Source organism: Mesorhizobium sp. BAC0120 (assembly GCF_033542235.1).
Taxonomy (GTDB): Bacteria; Pseudomonadota; Alphaproteobacteria; order Rhizobiales; family Rhizobiaceae; genus JAWRCU01.
On the sequence record NZ_JAWRCU010000018.1, the window covers coordinates 76,323 to 94,092 of the forward strand.

The 17,770-nt window shown below is 63.6% G+C and carries 21 protein-coding genes; 13 read left to right on the forward strand and 8 right to left on the reverse strand.

The window, feature by feature from the left end; genetic code table 11:
- Nucleotides 1-147 precede the first annotated feature (147 nt).
- A complete protein-coding gene (locus SAZ10_RS28170; protein WP_318612763.1) occupies nt 148-627 on the reverse strand; it encodes a YbaK/EbsC family protein in 480 nt (159 codons plus the stop codon).
- Nucleotides 628-629: 2 nt separating this feature from the next.
- Nucleotides 630-1,571 (reverse strand): nucleoside hydrolase, encoded by a 942-nt coding sequence (locus SAZ10_RS28175; protein ID WP_318612764.1) that lies wholly within the window; start codon nt 1,569-1,571, stop codon nt 630-632.
- A gap of 120 nt (nt 1,572-1,691) precedes the next feature.
- On the opposite strand from SAZ10_RS28175, the gene SAZ10_RS28180 reads away from it, so the two are divergent.
- Entirely contained in the window at nt 1,692-2,117 is a 426-nt protein-coding gene (locus SAZ10_RS28180; RefSeq protein ID WP_318612765.1) for an Hsp20 family protein, read from the forward strand.
- Nucleotides 2,118-2,182: 65 nt separating this feature from the next.
- A complete protein-coding gene (locus tag SAZ10_RS28185) occupies nt 2,183-2,440 on the forward strand; it encodes a DUF1150 family protein (protein ID WP_318612766.1) in 258 nt (85 codons plus the stop codon).
- Nucleotides 2,441-2,510: 70 nt separating this feature from the next.
- Here the strand turns inward: SAZ10_RS28185 and ptsN are convergent, their stop codons facing one another.
- The 6 genes from ptsN to lptC all read right to left on the reverse strand — a co-directional run bounded on the left by ptsN (nt 2,511) and on the right by lptC (nt 7,823).
- Nucleotides 2,511-2,975: a PTS IIA-like nitrogen regulatory protein PtsN gene (gene ptsN, locus SAZ10_RS28190; RefSeq protein WP_318612767.1), complete on the reverse strand. Its 465-nt coding sequence runs from the start codon at nt 2,973-2,975 to the stop codon at nt 2,511-2,513.
- A 75-nt stretch (nt 2,976-3,050) separates the two neighbouring features.
- The gene (hpf, locus tag SAZ10_RS28195) at nt 3,051-3,626 is read right to left on the reverse strand and encodes a ribosome hibernation-promoting factor, HPF/YfiA family (protein ID WP_318612768.1); all 576 of its coding nucleotides are present in this window, start codon (nt 3,624-3,626) and stop codon (nt 3,051-3,053) included.
- A 426-nt stretch (nt 3,627-4,052) separates the two neighbouring features.
- Complete coding sequence (gene rpoN, locus SAZ10_RS28200) at nt 4,053-5,576, reverse strand: RNA polymerase factor sigma-54 (RefSeq protein ID WP_318612769.1); 1,524 nt, start codon at nt 5,574-5,576, stop codon at nt 4,053-4,055.
- A gap of 132 nt (nt 5,577-5,708) precedes the next feature.
- A complete protein-coding gene (gene lptB / locus SAZ10_RS28205) occupies nt 5,709-6,524 on the reverse strand; it encodes an LPS export ABC transporter ATP-binding protein (RefSeq protein ID WP_318612770.1) in 816 nt (271 codons plus the stop codon).
- On the reverse strand, nt 6,524-7,117 hold the full coding sequence (locus SAZ10_RS28210; RefSeq protein ID WP_318612771.1) for an LptA/OstA family protein: 594 nt from the start codon (nt 7,115-7,117) through the stop codon (nt 6,524-6,526). Before SAZ10_RS28210 ends, lptB begins: the two co-directional genes overlap by 1 nt.
- Entirely contained in the window at nt 7,104-7,823 is a 720-nt protein-coding gene (gene lptC / locus SAZ10_RS28215; RefSeq protein WP_318612772.1) for an LPS export ABC transporter periplasmic protein LptC, read from the reverse strand. The genes SAZ10_RS28210 and lptC overlap by 14 nt, the downstream gene beginning before the upstream one ends.
- A 301-nt stretch (nt 7,824-8,124) precedes the next feature.
- Here lptC and sppA point away from each other — a divergent pair, with 301 nt between their 5' ends.
- The 11 genes from sppA (at nt 8,125) to SAZ10_RS28270 (ending at nt 17,700) form a co-directional block, all read left to right on the forward strand.
- On the forward strand, nt 8,125-9,102 hold the full coding sequence (gene sppA, locus SAZ10_RS28220) for a signal peptide peptidase SppA (protein WP_318612773.1): 978 nt from the start codon (nt 8,125-8,127) through the stop codon (nt 9,100-9,102).
- Nucleotides 9,103-9,166: 64 nt separating this feature from the next.
- A complete protein-coding gene (locus SAZ10_RS28225) occupies nt 9,167-9,463 on the forward strand; it encodes an integration host factor subunit beta (RefSeq protein ID WP_318612774.1) in 297 nt (98 codons plus the stop codon).
- Between the two features lie 34 nt (nt 9,464-9,497).
- The gene (locus SAZ10_RS28230) at nt 9,498-9,824 is read left to right on the forward strand and encodes a DUF1049 domain-containing protein (RefSeq protein WP_318612775.1); all 327 of its coding nucleotides are present in this window, start codon (nt 9,498-9,500) and stop codon (nt 9,822-9,824) included.
- Nucleotides 9,825-9,834: 10 nt separating this feature from the next.
- The gene (locus SAZ10_RS28235; protein ID WP_318612776.1) at nt 9,835-10,803 is read left to right on the forward strand and encodes an ornithine cyclodeaminase family protein; all 969 of its coding nucleotides are present in this window, start codon (nt 9,835-9,837) and stop codon (nt 10,801-10,803) included.
- A 33-nt stretch (nt 10,804-10,836) separates the two neighbouring features.
- Entirely contained in the window at nt 10,837-11,247 is a 411-nt protein-coding gene (locus tag SAZ10_RS28240; protein WP_318612777.1) for a cupin domain-containing protein, read from the forward strand.
- Nucleotides 11,248-11,274: 27 nt separating this feature from the next.
- A complete protein-coding gene (locus tag SAZ10_RS28245) occupies nt 11,275-11,772 on the forward strand; it encodes a DUF1772 domain-containing protein (protein ID WP_318612779.1) in 498 nt (165 codons plus the stop codon).
- A gap of 65 nt (nt 11,773-11,837) precedes the next feature.
- Nucleotides 11,838-12,887: a class I SAM-dependent rRNA methyltransferase gene (locus SAZ10_RS28250; protein ID WP_318612781.1), complete on the forward strand. Its 1,050-nt coding sequence runs from the start codon at nt 11,838-11,840 to the stop codon at nt 12,885-12,887.
- Nucleotides 12,884-13,744 (forward strand): RNA methyltransferase, encoded by an 861-nt coding sequence (locus SAZ10_RS28255; protein ID WP_318612782.1) that lies wholly within the window; start codon nt 12,884-12,886, stop codon nt 13,742-13,744. Before SAZ10_RS28250 ends, SAZ10_RS28255 begins: the two co-directional genes overlap by 4 nt.
- A complete protein-coding gene (gene lspA, locus SAZ10_RS28260) occupies nt 13,741-14,238 on the forward strand; it encodes a signal peptidase II (protein WP_318612783.1) in 498 nt (165 codons plus the stop codon). Before SAZ10_RS28255 ends, lspA begins: the two co-directional genes overlap by 4 nt.
- A gap of 52 nt (nt 14,239-14,290) precedes the next feature.
- Nucleotides 14,291-15,286: an MDR family oxidoreductase gene (locus SAZ10_RS28265; protein ID WP_318612784.1), complete on the forward strand. Its 996-nt coding sequence runs from the start codon at nt 14,291-14,293 to the stop codon at nt 15,284-15,286.
- A gap of 131 nt (nt 15,287-15,417) precedes the next feature.
- Nucleotides 15,418-17,700 (forward strand): PAS domain-containing hybrid sensor histidine kinase/response regulator, encoded by a 2,283-nt coding sequence (locus SAZ10_RS28270; protein WP_318612786.1) that lies wholly within the window; start codon nt 15,418-15,420, stop codon nt 17,698-17,700.
- The last annotated feature ends 70 nt before the right edge of the window (nt 17,701-17,770 follow it).

Below are 17,770 nucleotides of genomic sequence, written 5' to 3' on the forward strand. Positions count from 1 at the left end.
AATCCGCTTACACGACGACGGTGCCGTGGTATTCGCCGACGATGATCTGGACCGGCCGCACATCATCGGCTCAGAAGTTATCCTCGAGCGGCAGCACCGCCAGAATGGCATCAACACCTACCGTCTACTCGGCAACGGAGGTCGAGTCTAAGCTTTGCTCTCCGCCGATTTGGAGAAGTCGCCGACTTCCGCGTCGGCAATAGCCAGCCAGGCATCGCGTGCGATGAGGAGCGTTGCGATGTTGCGCCCGGTGCCGCAGACGATCTCGTCGAGCAGCGTAGCCGCACGATCGACTAGCACGCGCGCGCCGTTGATCGGCAGCGGCACCACGCCACCTGGCTCCATGTCGAGCCTCTTCTTGACCCAGTCGGCCTCGGCTAGCCTCAAATCGGCTCGCCGCATGCCGAGGGCGTCGGCGATCTTCTTGTAGTCGGCGCGATCGGCCGCACGGAGCGCCACGATCGCCAAGCTGTCCCCTGGTCCGCGGAAGGTGAGCCCCTTGACCATGTCAGGGATGCGCTCGGGCAAGATCTCCCTGGCGTCGTCGAAAGAGATAAGCGGACGATGCTCGATGGTCGCGAAGGCTACTCCGCGCTCTTCCAGGAAGTGCCTGACCAGCGGACTCAAGGCTATAGCCTGGCTAGACGCTCAACCAGGAGCGCGAAGAAGCCGCCGGCATCGATGTCGCGCAGGACGAGGGCGTTTTTCGGCCGCTTCGAAACGCCCCACCAGTCGACGACCGTCATGCCCATGGTGAGCTCGGACGCCGTCTCGACGACGACGTTCACCTCGCGCCCCCTGAAGAGCTCGGGCTTCAGCAGATAGGCGATCACGCACGGATCGTGCAGCGGCCCGCCTTCGGTGCCGTATTTCTCCTCGTCGAAACGCTCGAAGAATTCGAGCATCTCCGCGGTCGCGATGCCGACTCTTGTGCCGAGCTCGCGGAAGGCGGCGATGCGCTTGCCCGTCGTCAGCGCCTTGTGGGTGACGTCGAGCGGCATGACGACGATCGGAACGCCGGATCTGAACACGACATCGGCGGCGTGCGGGTCGACATAGATGTTGAACTCGGCGGCAGGCGTGGTGTTGCCGCCTTCGAAGAAGCCGCCGCCCATCAGCACGATCCGCTTGATCCGCGAGACGATCTTCGGCTCCCGGATCATGGCAAGCGCGACATTGGTGAGGGGTCCGAGCGGGCAGAGCGTCACCGTGCCGCTCTCCTCGCTCATCAGCGTCTCGACAATGAAATCGACCGCGTGCTGCGTCTGCAGCGGCATCGTCGGCTCGGGCAGATCGGGGCCGTTGAGGCCCGTCTGCCCATGCACCTGCTCGGCCGTCACAAGCGGACGAACCAGTGGGCGGACAGCGCCGGCGAAGACCTTGGTGTCAGTCTTGCCGGCGAGCTCGCAGACCTTGCGGGCATTCTTTTCCGTGAGGCTGAGCGGAACGTTGCCGGCGACCGCTGTGATGCCGAGCACGTCGAGTTCCGGGCTCGCGAGCGCAAGCAGGATTGCGACGGCGTCGTCCTGTCCCGGATCGGTGTCGATGATGATTTTTTCAGGCGCGGACATGCGATCCCCCAAGCTTTTGTTGTCTCTTGAACTTATTTGCGGCGCGGACCATATCAGCATCATCGGGAAAAATGCCACCTGGGTTTCTCCCTTTTTCGTCGCTCCAAGGAGGACAAAAAGATGTCGCGCATAACGCCGTTCTCGAGCCCGCTTCTGCTCGGCTTCGATGCCGTCGAGAAGACGCTCGAGAGGCTCGCCAAGAATGGCGACAGTTACCCGCCCTACAACATCGAAAGGTTCCGTGGGACCGAAGGATCTGCGGAAAGGCTGCGAATTACGCTCGCAGTCGCGGGCTTCTGCGATGCAGACCTGGAGGTGTTTACCGAAGAGAATCAGCTGATCGTCCGCGGCCGGCAGACTGACGATACCGAGCGGGAATATCTGCATCGAGGTATCGCCGCCCGCCAGTTCCAGCGGACCTTCGTTCTTGCAGACGGCATGCGTGTTGCCGGCGCGGAACTGAAGAATGGGCTGCTTGCGATCGATCTCGATCGCCCGGAGCCGGAGCGGCTGGTACGGAAAATAAACATTTCGGTGAAAGACTGAATTTTCACCGATTAGCTCTGAAACGGGACGGCCGGTTTCGGCGTTCCGTCGGTAAGGAGGCTGATATGGCTACCATCGAATTCAGAAACTCGATCACACAGGCCGAACTCGCTACTCTCGGCGAGGGATCGGTAGCCTATGTGCGCGAGATGGAGAGCGACGACCTGAAGGGCAAGTTTCCGGGTCTTCCCGAAATCGCCCCTGGCACAAAGCTTTGGGCCCTGTTCGCCGCCAACGGTCAACCCATCCTGTTGTCGGACCAGCGCGAGCGGGCAATTGCGGGCGCTTTTGCCAATGACCTCGTGACCGTCGCGATCCACTGATCCGGCAGGCTTGGAACGGAAAAGGGCGGCAAACCGCCGCCCCTCAATCCCTTACACTTTCCTCAAATAATCAGGCAGCGTGGGACGTCGGCGCAGCCGAAAGCAGCGCATGGATCGCACTGGCATCCCGGGTGCCGCGGATCTTGGCTACCGTGTCGGCGTCGCGTAGCACGCGCGCAATCCGTGACAGCGCCTTCAGGTGATCGGCGCCCGCTCCTTCGGGCGCGAGCAGCAGGAAAACCAGATCAACCGGCTGGTCGTCCAGCGCCTCGAAATCCACCGGCGTCTCCAGCCGCGCAAACACGCCGGTAATGCGCTTCACGCCGGCGAGTTTGCCATGCGGAATGGCGATACCGTTGCCCACCCCGGTGGAACCCAGCCGCTCGCGCTGCAGAATAGTGTCGAAAATCTCTCTCTCCGGCAGCCCGGTGAAACCGGCAGCCTTTTCCGAGAGCATCTGCAAGAGCTGTTTCTTGGAATTCGCCTTCGAGGCCGGCAGGATTGCCGACGCCTCGATCAGATCGCTAAGATCCATGCTTTTCGCATCCTTTACGCGCCCCGCATATGCTGCCGAACCCCTACGCCCGCAGCAAATCGGGGTGATTATTTTCTATGCCTTGGAAGCTGCTGACGTATCGATCCAACCAATATTGCCGTCCGATCGACGGTAGACGATGCTCACATGATCGTTTCCGGCATTGCGAAATATATAGACTGGGCTTTGCTTCGCATCGAGCGCTGTGACCGCCTCTGCCACGGTCATGCTCGTCAGCGTCTCCGGCTGCTCGGCGATGACGGCCGGCGCGGGTCCTTCGACTGCCACCTCGTCATCGGAGGGTGTCGTGACCGTGCTGGAAGCCACTTCCACTGCCTCCGAATCGGCGCCGTCGGCGCGGTGCGACTTCAGCTTGCGCTTGTAACGCCTCAGCCGCTTCTCGAACCGCTCGGCAGCAACGTCGAAGGCCGAAATCGGTTCCTGCGCTTCGCCGGTCGTCTGCAGCGAAATGCCTGTATCCAACCTCACCATGCAGTCGGCAGAGAAGCGGGAGCCGGATTTCTCCACTGTAACGTGGCCTGAAAAGCCCCCGTCGAAATATTTGTCGATCGCTTCGCCGATCCGGCCTTCGATACGGGAACGGAAAGCGTCGCCGATTTCCATGTGCTTTCCCGATACGCGCAGGTTCATCTGAAAACTGACCTCTTCGTTCAGGTTTCAAACCAGAGCGCCTTCGCTCCGGTCCGAGTTTATACCGGTCACCGCCGGGTACAAGATTTCACCGGCGGTCGTGACGCGGAAATGTCGGTGGATGTTTGCGGTTGATTTTTGAGACCTGTCCTGTCGCAGGCATTCAGGCATGCGGGTAGGTCCCGTTTCGTGCGCGCGGGCTTCTAGTCGCTTCCCTGCCAAATGTCAACGAAATGGCCATAGCGCGCTCCCGCTGTCTGTTTACGCACCGGATTGGCCCGAAAACCGCGACACATTTCGGTCCGATGCGCTGGAGCGGCTGACGCCCCCTTAAATCCGGGCTGCCGCTCTATCTCGTCGTTTTCGCCGCATATGTGCAACGCCAAGTGGTTCCACTTGGTTGCAGGATGCTCAAGGAGGCGCTCTTCAGCGTCCCGCCGCGGCCAGCGCCCGTTTCTCGCGACGGCGCTGCACCGAGGAGGGAATGTTCATTCCCTCTCGATATTTGGCGACCGTGCGGCGGGCGATGTCGATACCGATTTTCCTCAGCATATCCACAATTGCATCGTCGGAGAGCACATCGACCGGTTCCTCCTCTTCGATGAGCTGACGGATGCGGTCGCGCACGGCTTCGGATGAATGGGCGTCACCCCCGCCTGCGGCAGCGATCGCCGCGGTGAAAAAATAGCGCAGCTCGAACACGCCGCGCGGGGTAAGCATGTATTTGTTCGCCGTCACCCGACTCACCGTCGACTCATGCATGCCGATCGCATCGGCGACCATGCGCAGGTTCAGCGGCCTCAGATGTCGAACGCCGTGGACGAGGAAGGCATCCTGCTGGCGCACGATCTCGGAGGCGACCTTCAGGATCGTCTTCGCCCGCTGGTCGAGGCTCCTGGCCAGCCAGTTGGCATTCTGCAGGCATTCGGCCAGGAACTCTTTTTCGGCCGGACTTCGCGTATGGCTGGACACTTTCGCGAAATAGACCTGATCGACGAGAACCTTGGGCAGCGCGTCAGGATTGAGCTCGATCTGCCAGCTTCCATCGCTTGCAGGCCTGACGAGCACGTCCGGAACAATCGAATCCATCGTCCCGGTCGCGAACACCATGCCCGGGCGCGGGTCCAGTTGCTTGATTTCAGCCATCATGTCGACGAGGTCCTCGTCGTCGACACCGCAGATACGGCGCAGCGTCGCGAAATCGCGGCGTGCCAGAAGCTCGAGATGGCTCACAAGCGCTTGCATGGCCGGGTCGAATCGATCACGCGCCTTGAGCTGCAGCGCCAGGCATTCGGCGAGGCCACGCGCGAAAATGCCGGGTGGATCGAAGGTCTGGCAGACGGACAGAGCATCGAGCACGTCCTTCTCCGTCGCGCCGAGCCGCATGGCAATCTCGTGCGTATCCGCATACAGATAGCCCGCCTCGTCGAGCGCATCGGCTAGTTCTGCGGCGATCAGCCGGTGAACCGGGTCGGACAAGGCGAAGCTGATCTGCTCGCTGACATGGTCACGCAGCGTGCGCGGGGCCGCGGCGACATCTTCAAGCTCGAAATCTTCGGAAAGCGGCATCGAGCCGGCCGACCCGGCGGCCGACTTCCAGTGCGAGCTAAGGTCAGGGCCGATCGCCTGCGTCGTCCCCGGCTCGTCGGGAAAGATGTTTTCCAGGGAAGAATCGAATTCGCCGGCCATCGCCCGCGCATCGAGCCTGGAATTGTCCTCGGAGAACCAGTCCGGATTCTCGGGCCCGGCGTCCGGTGCCGCGCCCTCGGAGTCAGTCGGACCGTCTTCGGACTCGACCCGTTCAAGAAGCGGGTTGCGCTCGATCTCTTCGTCCACGAAGCGTTCGAGCTCCGCATGCGTCAGCTGCAGCAGCCTGATGGACTGCATCAGCTGCGGCGTCATTACCAATGACTGCGTCTGGCGCAGCTGCAGTTTGGCCGCAAGCGACATGGTATGCTGGCTGAACGCCCCCGAAACGCCGTTCCGCTGCCCGGCTCGGGATGCGGATTCTCCGCCGGAAATGAAACTGGCCCAGCTTTTGCTTGTCAAGCAATTTGCTAGCAGGAAGGCCTTACCGGGGCGTTACAATGTAAAGCTCTCGCCAAGATAGTGACGGCGCACATCTTCGTTGCGCAGGATTTCCGACGGATGTCCATGCGTCAGAACCTCACCGGCATGCATGATGTAGGCGCGGTCGATCAGGCCGAGTGTCTCGCGGACGTTGTGGTCGGTGATGAGGACGCCGATGCCCCGCCCCGTGAGGTGGCGCACGAGCTGCTGGATATCGGAGACAGCGATGGGGTCGATGCCAGCGAAGGGCTCGTCAAGCAGCATGTATTGCGGCTTGCTGGCGAGAGCGCGAGCGATCTCCAGCCGTCGCCGCTCGCCGCCCGACAACGCGATCGACGGCGCCTTGCGCAGATGCGCGATGTGGAATTCCTCGAGCAGCTCGTCGAGCGAGCGCTCGCGCTGCTTGCGGTCCTTCTCGACGACCTCGAGCACGCCGCGAATATTGCTCTCGACGCTGAGGCCACGGAAGATCGACGCTTCCTGCGGCAAATAGCCGATGCCGAGCCGCGCGCGCCGGTACATCGGCATGCTCGTCACCTCGAACCCGTCGATCTCGATCGAGCCCTTATCGACCGGGACCAGGCCAGTGACCATGTAGAAGCAAGTGGTCTTGCCGGCGCCGTTGGGACCGAGCAGGCCGACCGCCTCTCCGCCGCGCACGCCGAGCGAGACGCCGTCCACGACCTTGCGGCCCTTGTAGCTCTTGGTCAGGCCCCGCGCGATCAGCGTACCCTTCAGGCGTGATGCATCCGTCTTGATTGCCGGACGGCCCAGGCGTCCGCGCAATCGACCGGCGATTCGCGACAGAAACGATCCTTTCGATGCCATTACTGGCTCTGCGGCTGACTTTGTGCTTGCGGCTGGCCTTGCGTACCCGGCTTCGGCGCAGAATTGGGCTGGAACAGGGATTTGACGCGTCCGCCACAAGCTTCGAAATTGGCGAGCCCGGTCTTCATGTTGACGGTAAGCTTGCAGCCGACCAGCACATTCGGGCCTTGCGAGAGCACGACCTCCTTGCCCGATAGCACGAGCATCTCGCTCTTCATGTCGAAGGTACCTTTGTCGCCCGTCGCTTCCTGGTCCTGCGACTTCACGTAAACTTTCTCGTCGACCTCGAGGTGGTCGATCGCTGCGCTGCCGGTCGTGGCCGATCCGGTTCCCTTGACGTAGTAGACGGTCAGCTTGCCTGCCTTCAGCAAGGTGGGCCCCTGCACGACGTTCACGTTGCCGCTGAAAACGGCGACGTTTTCCTTCTCGCGCACTTCAAGCCGGTCGCTCTCGATCTGAATAGGCTGGTCGCCGGACATCTTGATGCCGGACATCTGATTCTGCGTTGCCGTCTGCGCGCCGGCGGGCAGTGCCGCTATGCACATGGCTGAAATCGCTGCGGCCGCCAGCCAGGCGCGATCAGTATTGAACATTTTTGGTGCTTTCTTCGGTGGGCCCGTCGCTCGCGTTGAGGCGATTGGGCGTGACTTCCATCTTCACACGCTTCTCAAAAATCAGAACCTTGCCGTTCTCAAAGACGGTCATGGCGTCGGCTGCCAGCTGCCCACCTTTCAACTTGATGTCGACAGGATCACTGGTCTTCAGATTGCCATTGGCGATTTCGAGATAGGCAGACTGAAGCACCGCAGTCATGCCATCGGTCGTCTTGACAGTGATCTGGCTCGGTATGTCGAGAGTGTTCTTGTCGCGGTCATAGACGCCACGCTCGGCACCGATGGTCGCGAAGACGTCGCGACTGACCGGCACCTTCGCATCGATCCCCTCGAGCTCGACGATGCCGCTCCTGTCGACATGCTGCAACGCGCGCGTCGCAGTCATCGAATAGGGCCTGGAGTCCTTGGTGTAGCCGTCGAGCTTGGGGTTGGCCATGACGAGCTTGCCGTCGGCATAAGCCGATTCCGAGATGTCGAAGGAAAACGCCCCGGGCACGGAAAGATAGGAATAGCCAACGAAGGTCGCAGCCATGAAAATGGCCGCGACCGGAAGCGCGAGCTTCAGGTATCGTACCTTGCGCGAATGCTTCTGCGCGCGGCGAAACGCCGCCTCCCGAGCCACATGGTCGTGTTCACGCGGGATCGACGCATTATCCGCCTGAGATTTGCCTTGCCCTTCCGTCATCGCCCTCGAAACGATTTTGATCCTGGGAACTATTTTGCGGGATCGAGCTTCGGTCACGCCAGCATTTCGACGCCGAATCTCCAGCCCAGCCTTATGTCATGTCCTGTAGGCTTCGCGAAGCCCGAAGCCTTGCCACTCCTGCAAACTACCGTGCACGCCAATATGGTATTTTTGGGTTTTGCGCCAGCGCGCTTACACGAACGCAACCTGTAATTAGCCTCTCCCTGGACAAAGCGGTAGCCGTTCACCTGTTGTTGATCTAAATAAAGCCCCTCACTTCAGTGCGTTAACGAGGCATGCCATGACCATCAGGGCCGATGAAGTCATCGATCGCCGCCGCCTGCGCCGCAGGCTGAGCTTCTGGCGAGCCGCGACGCTCGTCCTTGCCCTTCTCGCGATCTTCGGCGCCTCGGTATGGCTTGCCGGCGACGAGTTTGGCGGCACGGCGGCCAATCACATCGCCAAGGTGAAGATCGAAGGCACCATCACTGAAGACGACGAGCTAATCGCGCGCCTGGAAAGGATCCGCAAATCCTCCGCGGTGAAAGGCGTTGTCCTATCGATCGATTCCCCCGGAGGCACGACGGCCGGCGGCGAAGCGATCTTCGACGAGGTGCGTCGCGTCGCCGCAGAGAAGCCCGTCGTGGCGCAGGTCGGCACGTTGGCCGCATCGGCCGGCTACATGATCGCCACCGCCACCGACCATATCGTCGCCCGTCAGTCCTCGATCGTCGGCTCGATCGGCGTCCTGCTGCAATATCCCGATCTGAGCGGCCTGATGGACAAGCTGGGCATCAAGCTCGAGGAAGTGAAGTCGTCGCCTTTGAAGGCCGAGCCCTCGCCCTTCAAACCCACTTCCGACGAGGCGCGCGCCATGGTGCGCAACATGATCATGGACAGCTACGACTGGTTTATCGGGCTCGTCGTCGAGCGGCGGCCGCTGACGCGCGCCGAGGTGACGAAGCTCGCCGACGGGTCGATTTTCACTGGCCGGCAGGCGTTGGGCAACAAGCTCGTCGACGCTCTTGGCGGCGAGCGCGAGGCGATCGACTGGCTGGCGAGCAAGGGCGTCGACCCTGATTTGCGGGTCATCGAGTGGAAGCCGCAGAGGTCCGGATCAAGTTGGCTCTTGTCGAATTCGCTCGCCAAGGCTGTCGCGCGCTGGCTCGGCCTGCCCGAATACGACGCCGGTCTCATCCGCGAACTCGGAGGCGAGCGTATCTTCCTTGACGGTCTGCTGTCGCTCTGGCACCCTGACAACGGCCTCTGGGGAAACTAAAAATTCAAAGCAAAATCATTCGCATACGCTCATACGAGTAGGCCTTAGTCGGGGAAGCGCGCTCATGATCAAGTCGGAACTCGTGCAGATAATTGCCAACCGAAATCCCCATCTCTTCCTTCGTGACGTGGAGAACATCGTCAACGCAATCTTCGAAGAAATCACCGAGGCGCTGGCCGAGGGAAACCGGGTGGAGTTGCGCGGCTTCGGCGCCTTCTCCGTCAAAAACAGGCCGGCTCGGACCGGGCGCAACCCGCGCACGGGCGAATCCGTTACCGTCGAAGAGAAATGGGTGCCGTTCTTCAAGACCGGCAAGGAGCTGCGCGAGCGGCTCAACGTCAACTACCACAAATTGGGATAACGCCGGCTCGCCGGCCTGATCCTTCCGGAACGATATGTACAATCGCATCCTGCTCATCGTCGTGCTCGTGCCGCTGGCGATCGTCCTCATCGCCCTGGCGGTCGCGAATCGCGAACTGGTCGCCTTCACGCTCGATCCGTTCAATCCCGGTAACCCGGCACTGACGGTCAAGCTTCCATTGTTCGTGCTGCTTTTCGTTGCACTCGTTGTCGGCCTGCTCGTCGGCAGCGCCGCGACCTGGATCAAGCAGGGCCGCTTCCGCAAGCTGGCGCGCCAGCGCGGCGAGGAGGTGCGCAGCCTGCGTGATGCCGCCATCCGCAAGGCGCCTCAGAGCACCGCGCTGCCGAAGCCGGCCGCGTGACAGGCGGGCCATGCTGACCGTAGGTGCCGAGGGCGTCGACAAGGCGCTCACTTTCGTAGGGCTCGTCGAGACGTTGCGGGATGCCTTCCGCACCGGCGCCATGCAGCCGGTCAGGCATCATCACACGGTGGAGCGGCCCGAGGGCGCTGCCTCGACACTGCTCCTGATGCCTGCCTGGACCGATTTCAAGGCGGCCGGCTCTTCCGATGGCCATATCGGGGTCAAGATCGTCACCGTCTCGCCGGACAACAACGCGCTCGGCAAGCCGGCCGTGATGGGGCTCTATCTGCTGCTCGACGGTCGCACCGGCGAGCCGCAGGCCATCATCGACGGGCAAAGGCTGACGCAGTGGCGCACGGCCTGCGCCTCGGCCCTTGCCGCCACCTATCTGGCGCGCCAGGACGCGTCGCGGTTGCTGGTGATCGGCGCCGGGGCGATGGCGCCATTCCTTGCCCGCGCCCATGCGGCGGTCCGCCCGATCAGGAGCATCTCGATCTGGAACCGCACGCACGCAAATGCCGAGACTGTGGCTGCAGCCCTGCGGTATGACGGCTTTGCCGCAGAGGCTGTCACCGATCTCGACGCCGCGATTGGCGCAGCGGATATCGTCTCCTCGGCCACCATATCGAGAGAGCCACTGATCAAGGGCGCGCTGCTGAAGCCCGGAACGCATGTCGATCTGGTAGGCGGCTTCACCCCGGAGATGCGCGAGGCCGACGACGAGGCGATCCGCCGCGCAAGGGTCTATGTCGACACGCGTGCCGGCGCCACCAAGGAGGCCGGCGACATCGTCCAGCCGCTCGCCGCCGGCATGCTGACGCGGGACGCGATCATCGCCGATCTGCACGAGCTTGCGCGCGGCGAGAAGCCGGGCCGCAGCGACGCCGGTGAGATCACGTTGTTCAAATCGGTGGGCGCCGCGCTCGAGGACCTCGCAGCGGGCATCGCAGTTTACCGGGAATTTGGCGGGCCAGCTTAGGCAAAGCGAAAGGCCGGCATCAGGGAGGAGAACATGCCGACGATCGATCCTGCGAAAATCGAAACCCAGACCTTCGACTGGGGCATCATCAAATGGCTGGTGAGCCCGGACCTGACGCCGGGCGCCAACATCACCTTCGGACAGGTCGTGCTCCTGCCCGGCGAAGGACACACGCGCCACAACCACCCTCAGTCGGAGGAAATCCTCTACGTTCTGTCAGGTACCGGCGAGCAGATGGTCGACGACAAACCGCCCTTCTCCGTGCGGGCGGGCGACACGATCTACATCCCGACGGCAATCTACCATTCGACGATCAATACCGGCTGGGAGCCGCTCGTGCTGCTCGCGATCTACAATCCCGGCGGGGCGGAGCGCGCGTTGAGCGACCTGCCCGATTTCCGGGCCGTCCCGGTTGGCAAGGCGCCGAAGCTGAAGCGCGCCTGACTTCAGCGGGCTCGGCGATTCGTGGGCATGGCGCCGTCGCCTTTCACCCTGTTCTGGGCCTGGCTCACCGCGCTGATCTCGGCGCTCAGCCTCGGGCCGTCCTTCGCCCATGTGCTCGAGGCGTTGCCGCGCCTCAAGGTCTGGTCGCCGGAGCTGTGGCGCGAGACGACGGTGTTCAATGGCCAATACCTGCTTTTCGAGCGGGTGGGCGCGCCGCTCGACGTCGCGGCCATCCTACTGCCCGGCATTCTGACGTTTCTTGTCCGGCGCGACTCAGCAGCTATGATCACGGCAGGCGGGGCAACTTTGTTCTATGCGCTCGCGCTCGTCCTCTGGTTCGCTCTGGTTGCACCACAAAATCAAGTCCTCGCCACCTGGACACCCGGGCCGCTCCCGACCGATTTCGCGGCCGTACAATGGGGTTGGGAGACCGGGCACATGGCGGTTGCCGCGGCCAAGCTCATCGGCTTTGCCTTCCTTGCATTGACCCTTCTGCTTATCGGCCGCAGCCAACCTGCGGGATAGGGGTTTGTTGCGCAGCATGGGCGGCTGTGGCAGAAGCCGCGCGTCGACAAATCTCGAGGAAACGCTTGAAGCCTTCGCGCGAAAAACGCCGTGACGGCCGGCCCAGGCCGGAATTCCGCGACCGGCCGCAGACCGAGGCGCGCCGTCCGGCCCCCGAGATGCGCGAGCGGCCAGAGGCGCCGTCCCCAGAGCGCCAGCTGCGCCGCCGGGAGGGCGCGCTGCCAGCCGAACGCCTGCCGCTGATCCTCGAGGTGATGCCGAATGAAAATTATGCGCTTCTCGACAGCGGCGCCGGCGAGAAGCTCGAGCAATATGGTCCTTATCGCATTGTCAGGCCGGAAGGGCAGGCGATCTGGCAAAGGGCTCTGCCCCGCGGCGAATGGGAGAAGGCAGACGCCATCTTTACCGGCGACACCGACGAGGAGGGCATGGGCCGGTGGCGCTTCCCGAAGGCGCCGCTCGGCGAGACCTGGCCGATGCGGCACGACGCCATCGACTATCTCGGCCGCTTCACCTCCTTCCGGCATGTCGGCGTGTTTCCCGAGCAGGCCTCGCATTGGGACCACATGGCCTGCCTGATCGAAAGCGCGCGGCGGCCGGTCCGCGTCCTGAACCTTTTCGGCTATACCGGACTTGCCTCGCTGGTCGCGGCGCGTGCCGGCGCGGAGGTCACTCATGTCGATGCCTCGAAGAAGGCGATCGGCTGGGCGCGCGAGAACCAGGAGGCGGCTCGCCTTGCCGACCGCCCCATTCGCTGGATCTGCGAGGACGCCATGAAATTCGCCGAGCGCGAGGAACGGCGCGGCAGCCGCTACGACATCATCCTGCTCGATCCGCCCGCCTATGGCCGCGGCCCGAAAGGCGAGGTGTGGCAGCTTTTCAACGACCTGCCGGCGCTCGTCGACATCTGCCGCTCGATCCTGACGCCGAAGCCGCTCGCCGTCGTGCTCACCGCCTATTCGATCCGCGCTTCCTTCTTCGCGATCCATGCGCTGATGCGCGATAGCTTCGCGGGTTTGGGCGGGATCGTCGAATCGGGTGAGCTCGTGATCCGCGAGAAGTCGGCCGCACGCGCGCTTTCGACCTCTCTCTTCTCACGCTGGGTGGCCTCGTGAGCGCAACCGAGCAGCATCGCCGGCCGGTCGGCCAGGTGAAGGAGGTCACCAGCCTCGCCAATCCGCTCGTCAAGGACATCAAGGCGCTGGCGCTGAAGAAATTCCGCGATGAGCAGCATGCCTTCATGGCTGAAGGGCTGAAGCTCGTCATCGATGCGCTCGACCTCGGCTGGTCGATCAAAACGCTGGTCTTTGCAAAATCCGCTCACGGCAATGCCGCCGTCGAGAAGATTGCTGCCCGCACGGTCGCCGCCGGCGCCCTGGTGCTCGAGGTGAGCGAGAAGGTGCTCTCCGCGATCACGCGGCGCGACAATCCGCAGATGGTGGTCGGCGTCTTCACGCAGAAATACCTGCCGCTGAAGGACATCCGGCCGGCCGGCGATGATGTCTGGGTGGCGCTCGACCGCGTGCGCGACCCCGGCAATCTCGGCACGGTGATGCGCACCATCGACGCGGTCGGCGCCAAAGGCCTGATCCTGGTCGGCGACACCACCGACCCGTTCTCGCTGGAGACGGTACGCGCGACGATGGGCTCTGTCTTCGCCGTGCCGATCGCCAGGGCAACGGCCGAGCAGTTCCTTGCCTGGCGCAAGAGCTTTCCGGGCCTCGTCGCCGGCACGCATCTCAAGGGTGCTGTCGATTATCGCTCCGTCGACTATGGCGGAAGGCCGGTCCTGCTCCTGATGGGTAACGAGCAGCAGGGGCTGCCGGACGAACTCGCCGCCGCCTGCGACAAGCTGCTGCGCATTCCGCAAGCCGGCCGGGCCGATTCGCTCAATCTGGCAGTCGCCACCGCCGTCATGCTCTATGAAGTGCGCCGCACGGCGCTGAAGCTCCCAACCGAGGCCGGCCAGTGAAGCTCAGTGCGTTCCTTCCCTATGCGGCGGTCACCGCAATCGCTGTCATCGCCGACCAGTGGATCAAATACCTGGTCGAGGCGCATCTGCCGATGCAGGAGATCGTCGAGCTCCTGCCCTTCCTCGCCCTGTTTCGCACCTACAACACGGGAATCGCCTTCTCGATGTTCGCGTCGATCGGCGACATCGGCCTGATCGCGATCGCGGCGGGCGTGATCCTGTTCGTGCTCTACCTGGCCTGGCGCACGGAGCCAGGCAACTGGATCGCACGGCTCGGTTTCGCGCTGATCGTCGGCGGCGCGATCGGCAACATCATCGACCGCGCGACCTATGGCCACGTGGTCGACTATATTCTCTTCCATACGCCGGTCTGGTCCTTCGCGGTCTTCAACCTTGCCGACGCGCTGATCACCATAGGCGCGGTGCTGGTGGTGATCGAGGAACTGCTGATCTGGCGAAATAGCCGCAGTAAGACTGAACTTTCCGACGATTGACCCGCGGCCAGCCCGCTCGCAAACTCGAAGTACACACATGGGGAGGTCGACCATGCCCGAGAAATTCAAGGCGATCCTCATCTCGCGCGATGCAGACAAGAAGCAATCGGTCGAAGTGACCGAACTGTCCGAAGCCGATCTGATGGAGGGCGACGTCACGGTCTCGGTCGAATACACGACGGTCAATTACAAGGACGGCCTTGCGATCACCGGCAAGGCGCCGGTCGTGCGCCGCTTTCCGATGATCCCCGGGGTTGATTTCGCCGGCACGGTGCTCGCCTCCTCGCATCCCGATTTCACGGCCGGCGACAAGGTGATCCTCAATGGCTGGGGCGTGGGCGAGACGCATTACGGCGCCTATGCGCAGCGCGCCCGCGTGAAGGGCGACTGGCTGGTTCCCCTGCCCGACGGACTGACCGCGCGCGACGCAATGGCGATCGGCACGGCCGGCTATACGGCGATGCTTTGCGTAATGGCGCTGGAACGGCACGCGATCGGTCCCGAGCGCGGCCCGGTGATCGTCACGGGAGCAGCGGGCGGCGTCGGCACGGTGGCGGTCTCGCTCCTCTCCAAGCTCGGCTACCAGGTGATCGCCTCGACCGGCCGGCCGGAAGAGGCGGACTTCCTGAAGGGCCTCGGCGCCGCCGAGATCATCACCCGGGACGAGCTTTCCGGCCCGGCAAAGCCGCTCGGCAAGGAGCGCTGGGCCGGGGGCATCGATGCGGTCGGCAGCCACACCTTGGCCAACGTGCTCTCCATGACCTCCTATGGCGGTGCTGTTGCGGCCTGCGGCCTTGCCGGCGGCATGGACCTGCCGGCAAGCGTCATGCCTTTCATCCTGCGCGGCGTATCGCTGCTCGGGATCGATTCGGTGATGGCGCCGAAACCGCTGAGGATCGAGGCCTGGCACAGGCTGGCCAACGACCTCGACCGCGACAAGATCGCCATGTTGTCGCGGACCATCCGCTTCGACCAAATCATCGGCAGCACGAGGGCGATTGTCGAGGGCAAAATCCGCGGCCGCGTGGTGGTGGATGTGAGCGAATAGTGCGTAGCGAATAGCGAATAGGGCTCCTTCGGTGCTCCGCCGCTACTCGCTATTCGCTATTCGCTGTTTCGCTAAAATTCGATCGGTCGGTCCAAACATTCTCTAATCCTTCCATGTCAATGCCATAGGGCATGACGGCGCAATCCGGCCACATTGTAGGAATCGGAGCCGAAGGGTCGGTTTCGGTCAGCCAGCGCGGGCACGTACGGCAGAGCCTTGCACCGCCGCCGCTGGTGCCGACGCTCGAGCGCGTCAACCCGCGCGGGCTTCACCTTCTGCTGATCGTCGCCATCCTGGTCACGGCGGGCCTCAGCGGCCTGCTCGGCGCACCGGCCTTCATAACGGCGGCAATCTTCCTGATCGGCGTCGGCACCCTGCTGGTCTTCGCCTTCGCGCTACGCGCCGAAGACCGGCTTGCAGCCGAGATGGGCCGCACGGTCGAACGCGGCCGCCAGGAGTATGAGACGCTATCCGATCGTATGTGGGAGCTGCAGGAAAGCGAGGAGCGCTTCCGCGGCCTGATCGACGCGCTCGGCGATCTCGTGGTCCATCGCGACCGCGAGGGCCGCATCGCCTACACCAACCCGGTTTTCGGCGAGCTTGTCGGCATGACGCCCGAAGCACTCAGGGGACGCACCTTGGCCGAGCTCCGCATCGATGTCGGCATCGTACCAGACGCGGCCTTTGCCGAGAGCGAATGCCTGAGCTCGACCGACGTTGCGATCCAGACGCCCAAGGGCCAGCGCTGGTTTTCCTGGATAGAGCTCTCCGTTCGCGACAAGGCGAGCGACGCAGTCTCGCATAGGGCGATTGCCCGCGACATCACCGCCCGCAAGCGGGCCGAGATGGCGCTGATCAATGCGCGCGAGCGCGCCGAATTCGCCAGCCAGGCGAAGTCGCGCTTCCTGGCGACGGTGAGCCATGAAATCCGCACGCCGATGAACGGCATCATGGGCATGGCCAAGCTGCTCGCCGACACCAGCCTGTCGCCGGAGCAGCGCACCTATGTCGGCGCGATCTCCACCTCGGCGAGCGCGCTTCTTGCGCTGATCGAAGACCTGCTCGATTATTCGAAGATCGAGGCGGGCCGCTTCGAGCTGGAGCCGCAGCCGGTGTCGATCCGCGAGCTTGCCGACAACATTGTCGAGCTGCTTGCCGCCCGTGCCTACGGCAAGGGAATCGGTATCGGCTGCCATGTCGCGCCAGACGTGCCGCTGATCGTCACGGCCGATCCCGGCCGGCTGCGGCAGGTGCTGCTCAACCTGATCGGCAACGCCATCAAGTTCACCGACTGCGGGGGCGTGCTGGTGGAAGTCGCCAATTGCGGCACGGAGACTGAGCGCACGATACGCTTCAGCGTCACCGATACCGGCCCCGGCATCGAGGAACGCGACCTCGGCCGCATCTTCGAGGAGTTCGAGCAGGCCGACGGCACGTCGACACGCGAGCATGGCGGGGCCGGACTCGGCCTTGCCATCTCCAGGCGGATCGTCACCTCGATGGGCGGCGCCATCGGCGCGAAGAGCGAGCCCGGCCTCGGTTCGACATTCCATTTCGAGATCCCGGCCAACAGCGTCAAACAGGCGGAGGACAACGCCTCGGTGCTTGCCGGCAAAGGGGTCGTCATCTTCTCGAAGAACATGGTCGAAGCCGAGGCGATCGCTCGCACGGTCAGGGCCTGCGGCGGCTGGGCCGAGATCGTGACGACCGTGCCGCAGGCCGCCGCCCATGGCGCGCGATGCCAGACGCTGCTGGTCGATGCGGCTCTGGAGGCGACCGAGGGCCGGCTGCTCAGGCGGCTGCGCGAGGCCGGTTTCGCAGGGGCGGACGCAGTCACGCTGATTGCGCCGACCGACCGCGGCATGCTGGGTGAGTTCCGCGCTGCCGGTTATTCGGCCTTCCTGGCGCGGCCGGTACGCGGCGACACGCTGCTTCGGACCCTTACCAGCGAGCGGATAAAACCCGCGCCTGCGAGCGAGGCGGGCAAGGCGCCGCCGAGGATGGGCCTTGCACGCAACCGCCACAGCCCGGGCCTGTCTATCCTGATCGCCGAAGACAACGACATCAACGCCATGCTCGCGCGGGCAACCTTGACCAAGGCCGGGCACCGGGTCGACGTTGTCGGCAACGGCAGAGCGGCGGTCGACGCGGTCACCGAGCCGGGCAACCGCCACTATGACGTGGTGCTGATGGACCTTCACATGCCGGTCATGGACGGTCTCGACGCGATCGGAATCATACGCCGCCACGAGGAAGACTGCGGCATCGCGCCGGTGCCGATCATGGTGCTTTCGGCCGACAGCCAGGAGACGACCCGACACTACGTGCTTGCCCATGGCGCTAGCGGCTTCGTTACCAAACCGCTCGACCCGGACGCGCTGATCCGCGCGGTCGAGAGCCAGGCGGCCGCCTGACGCAAAGGCAGGCCGGGGGTGCACAGGCGGGAGTAAACCGGGCGGAAGACGCGGCAGGCGAGAGGCTAGC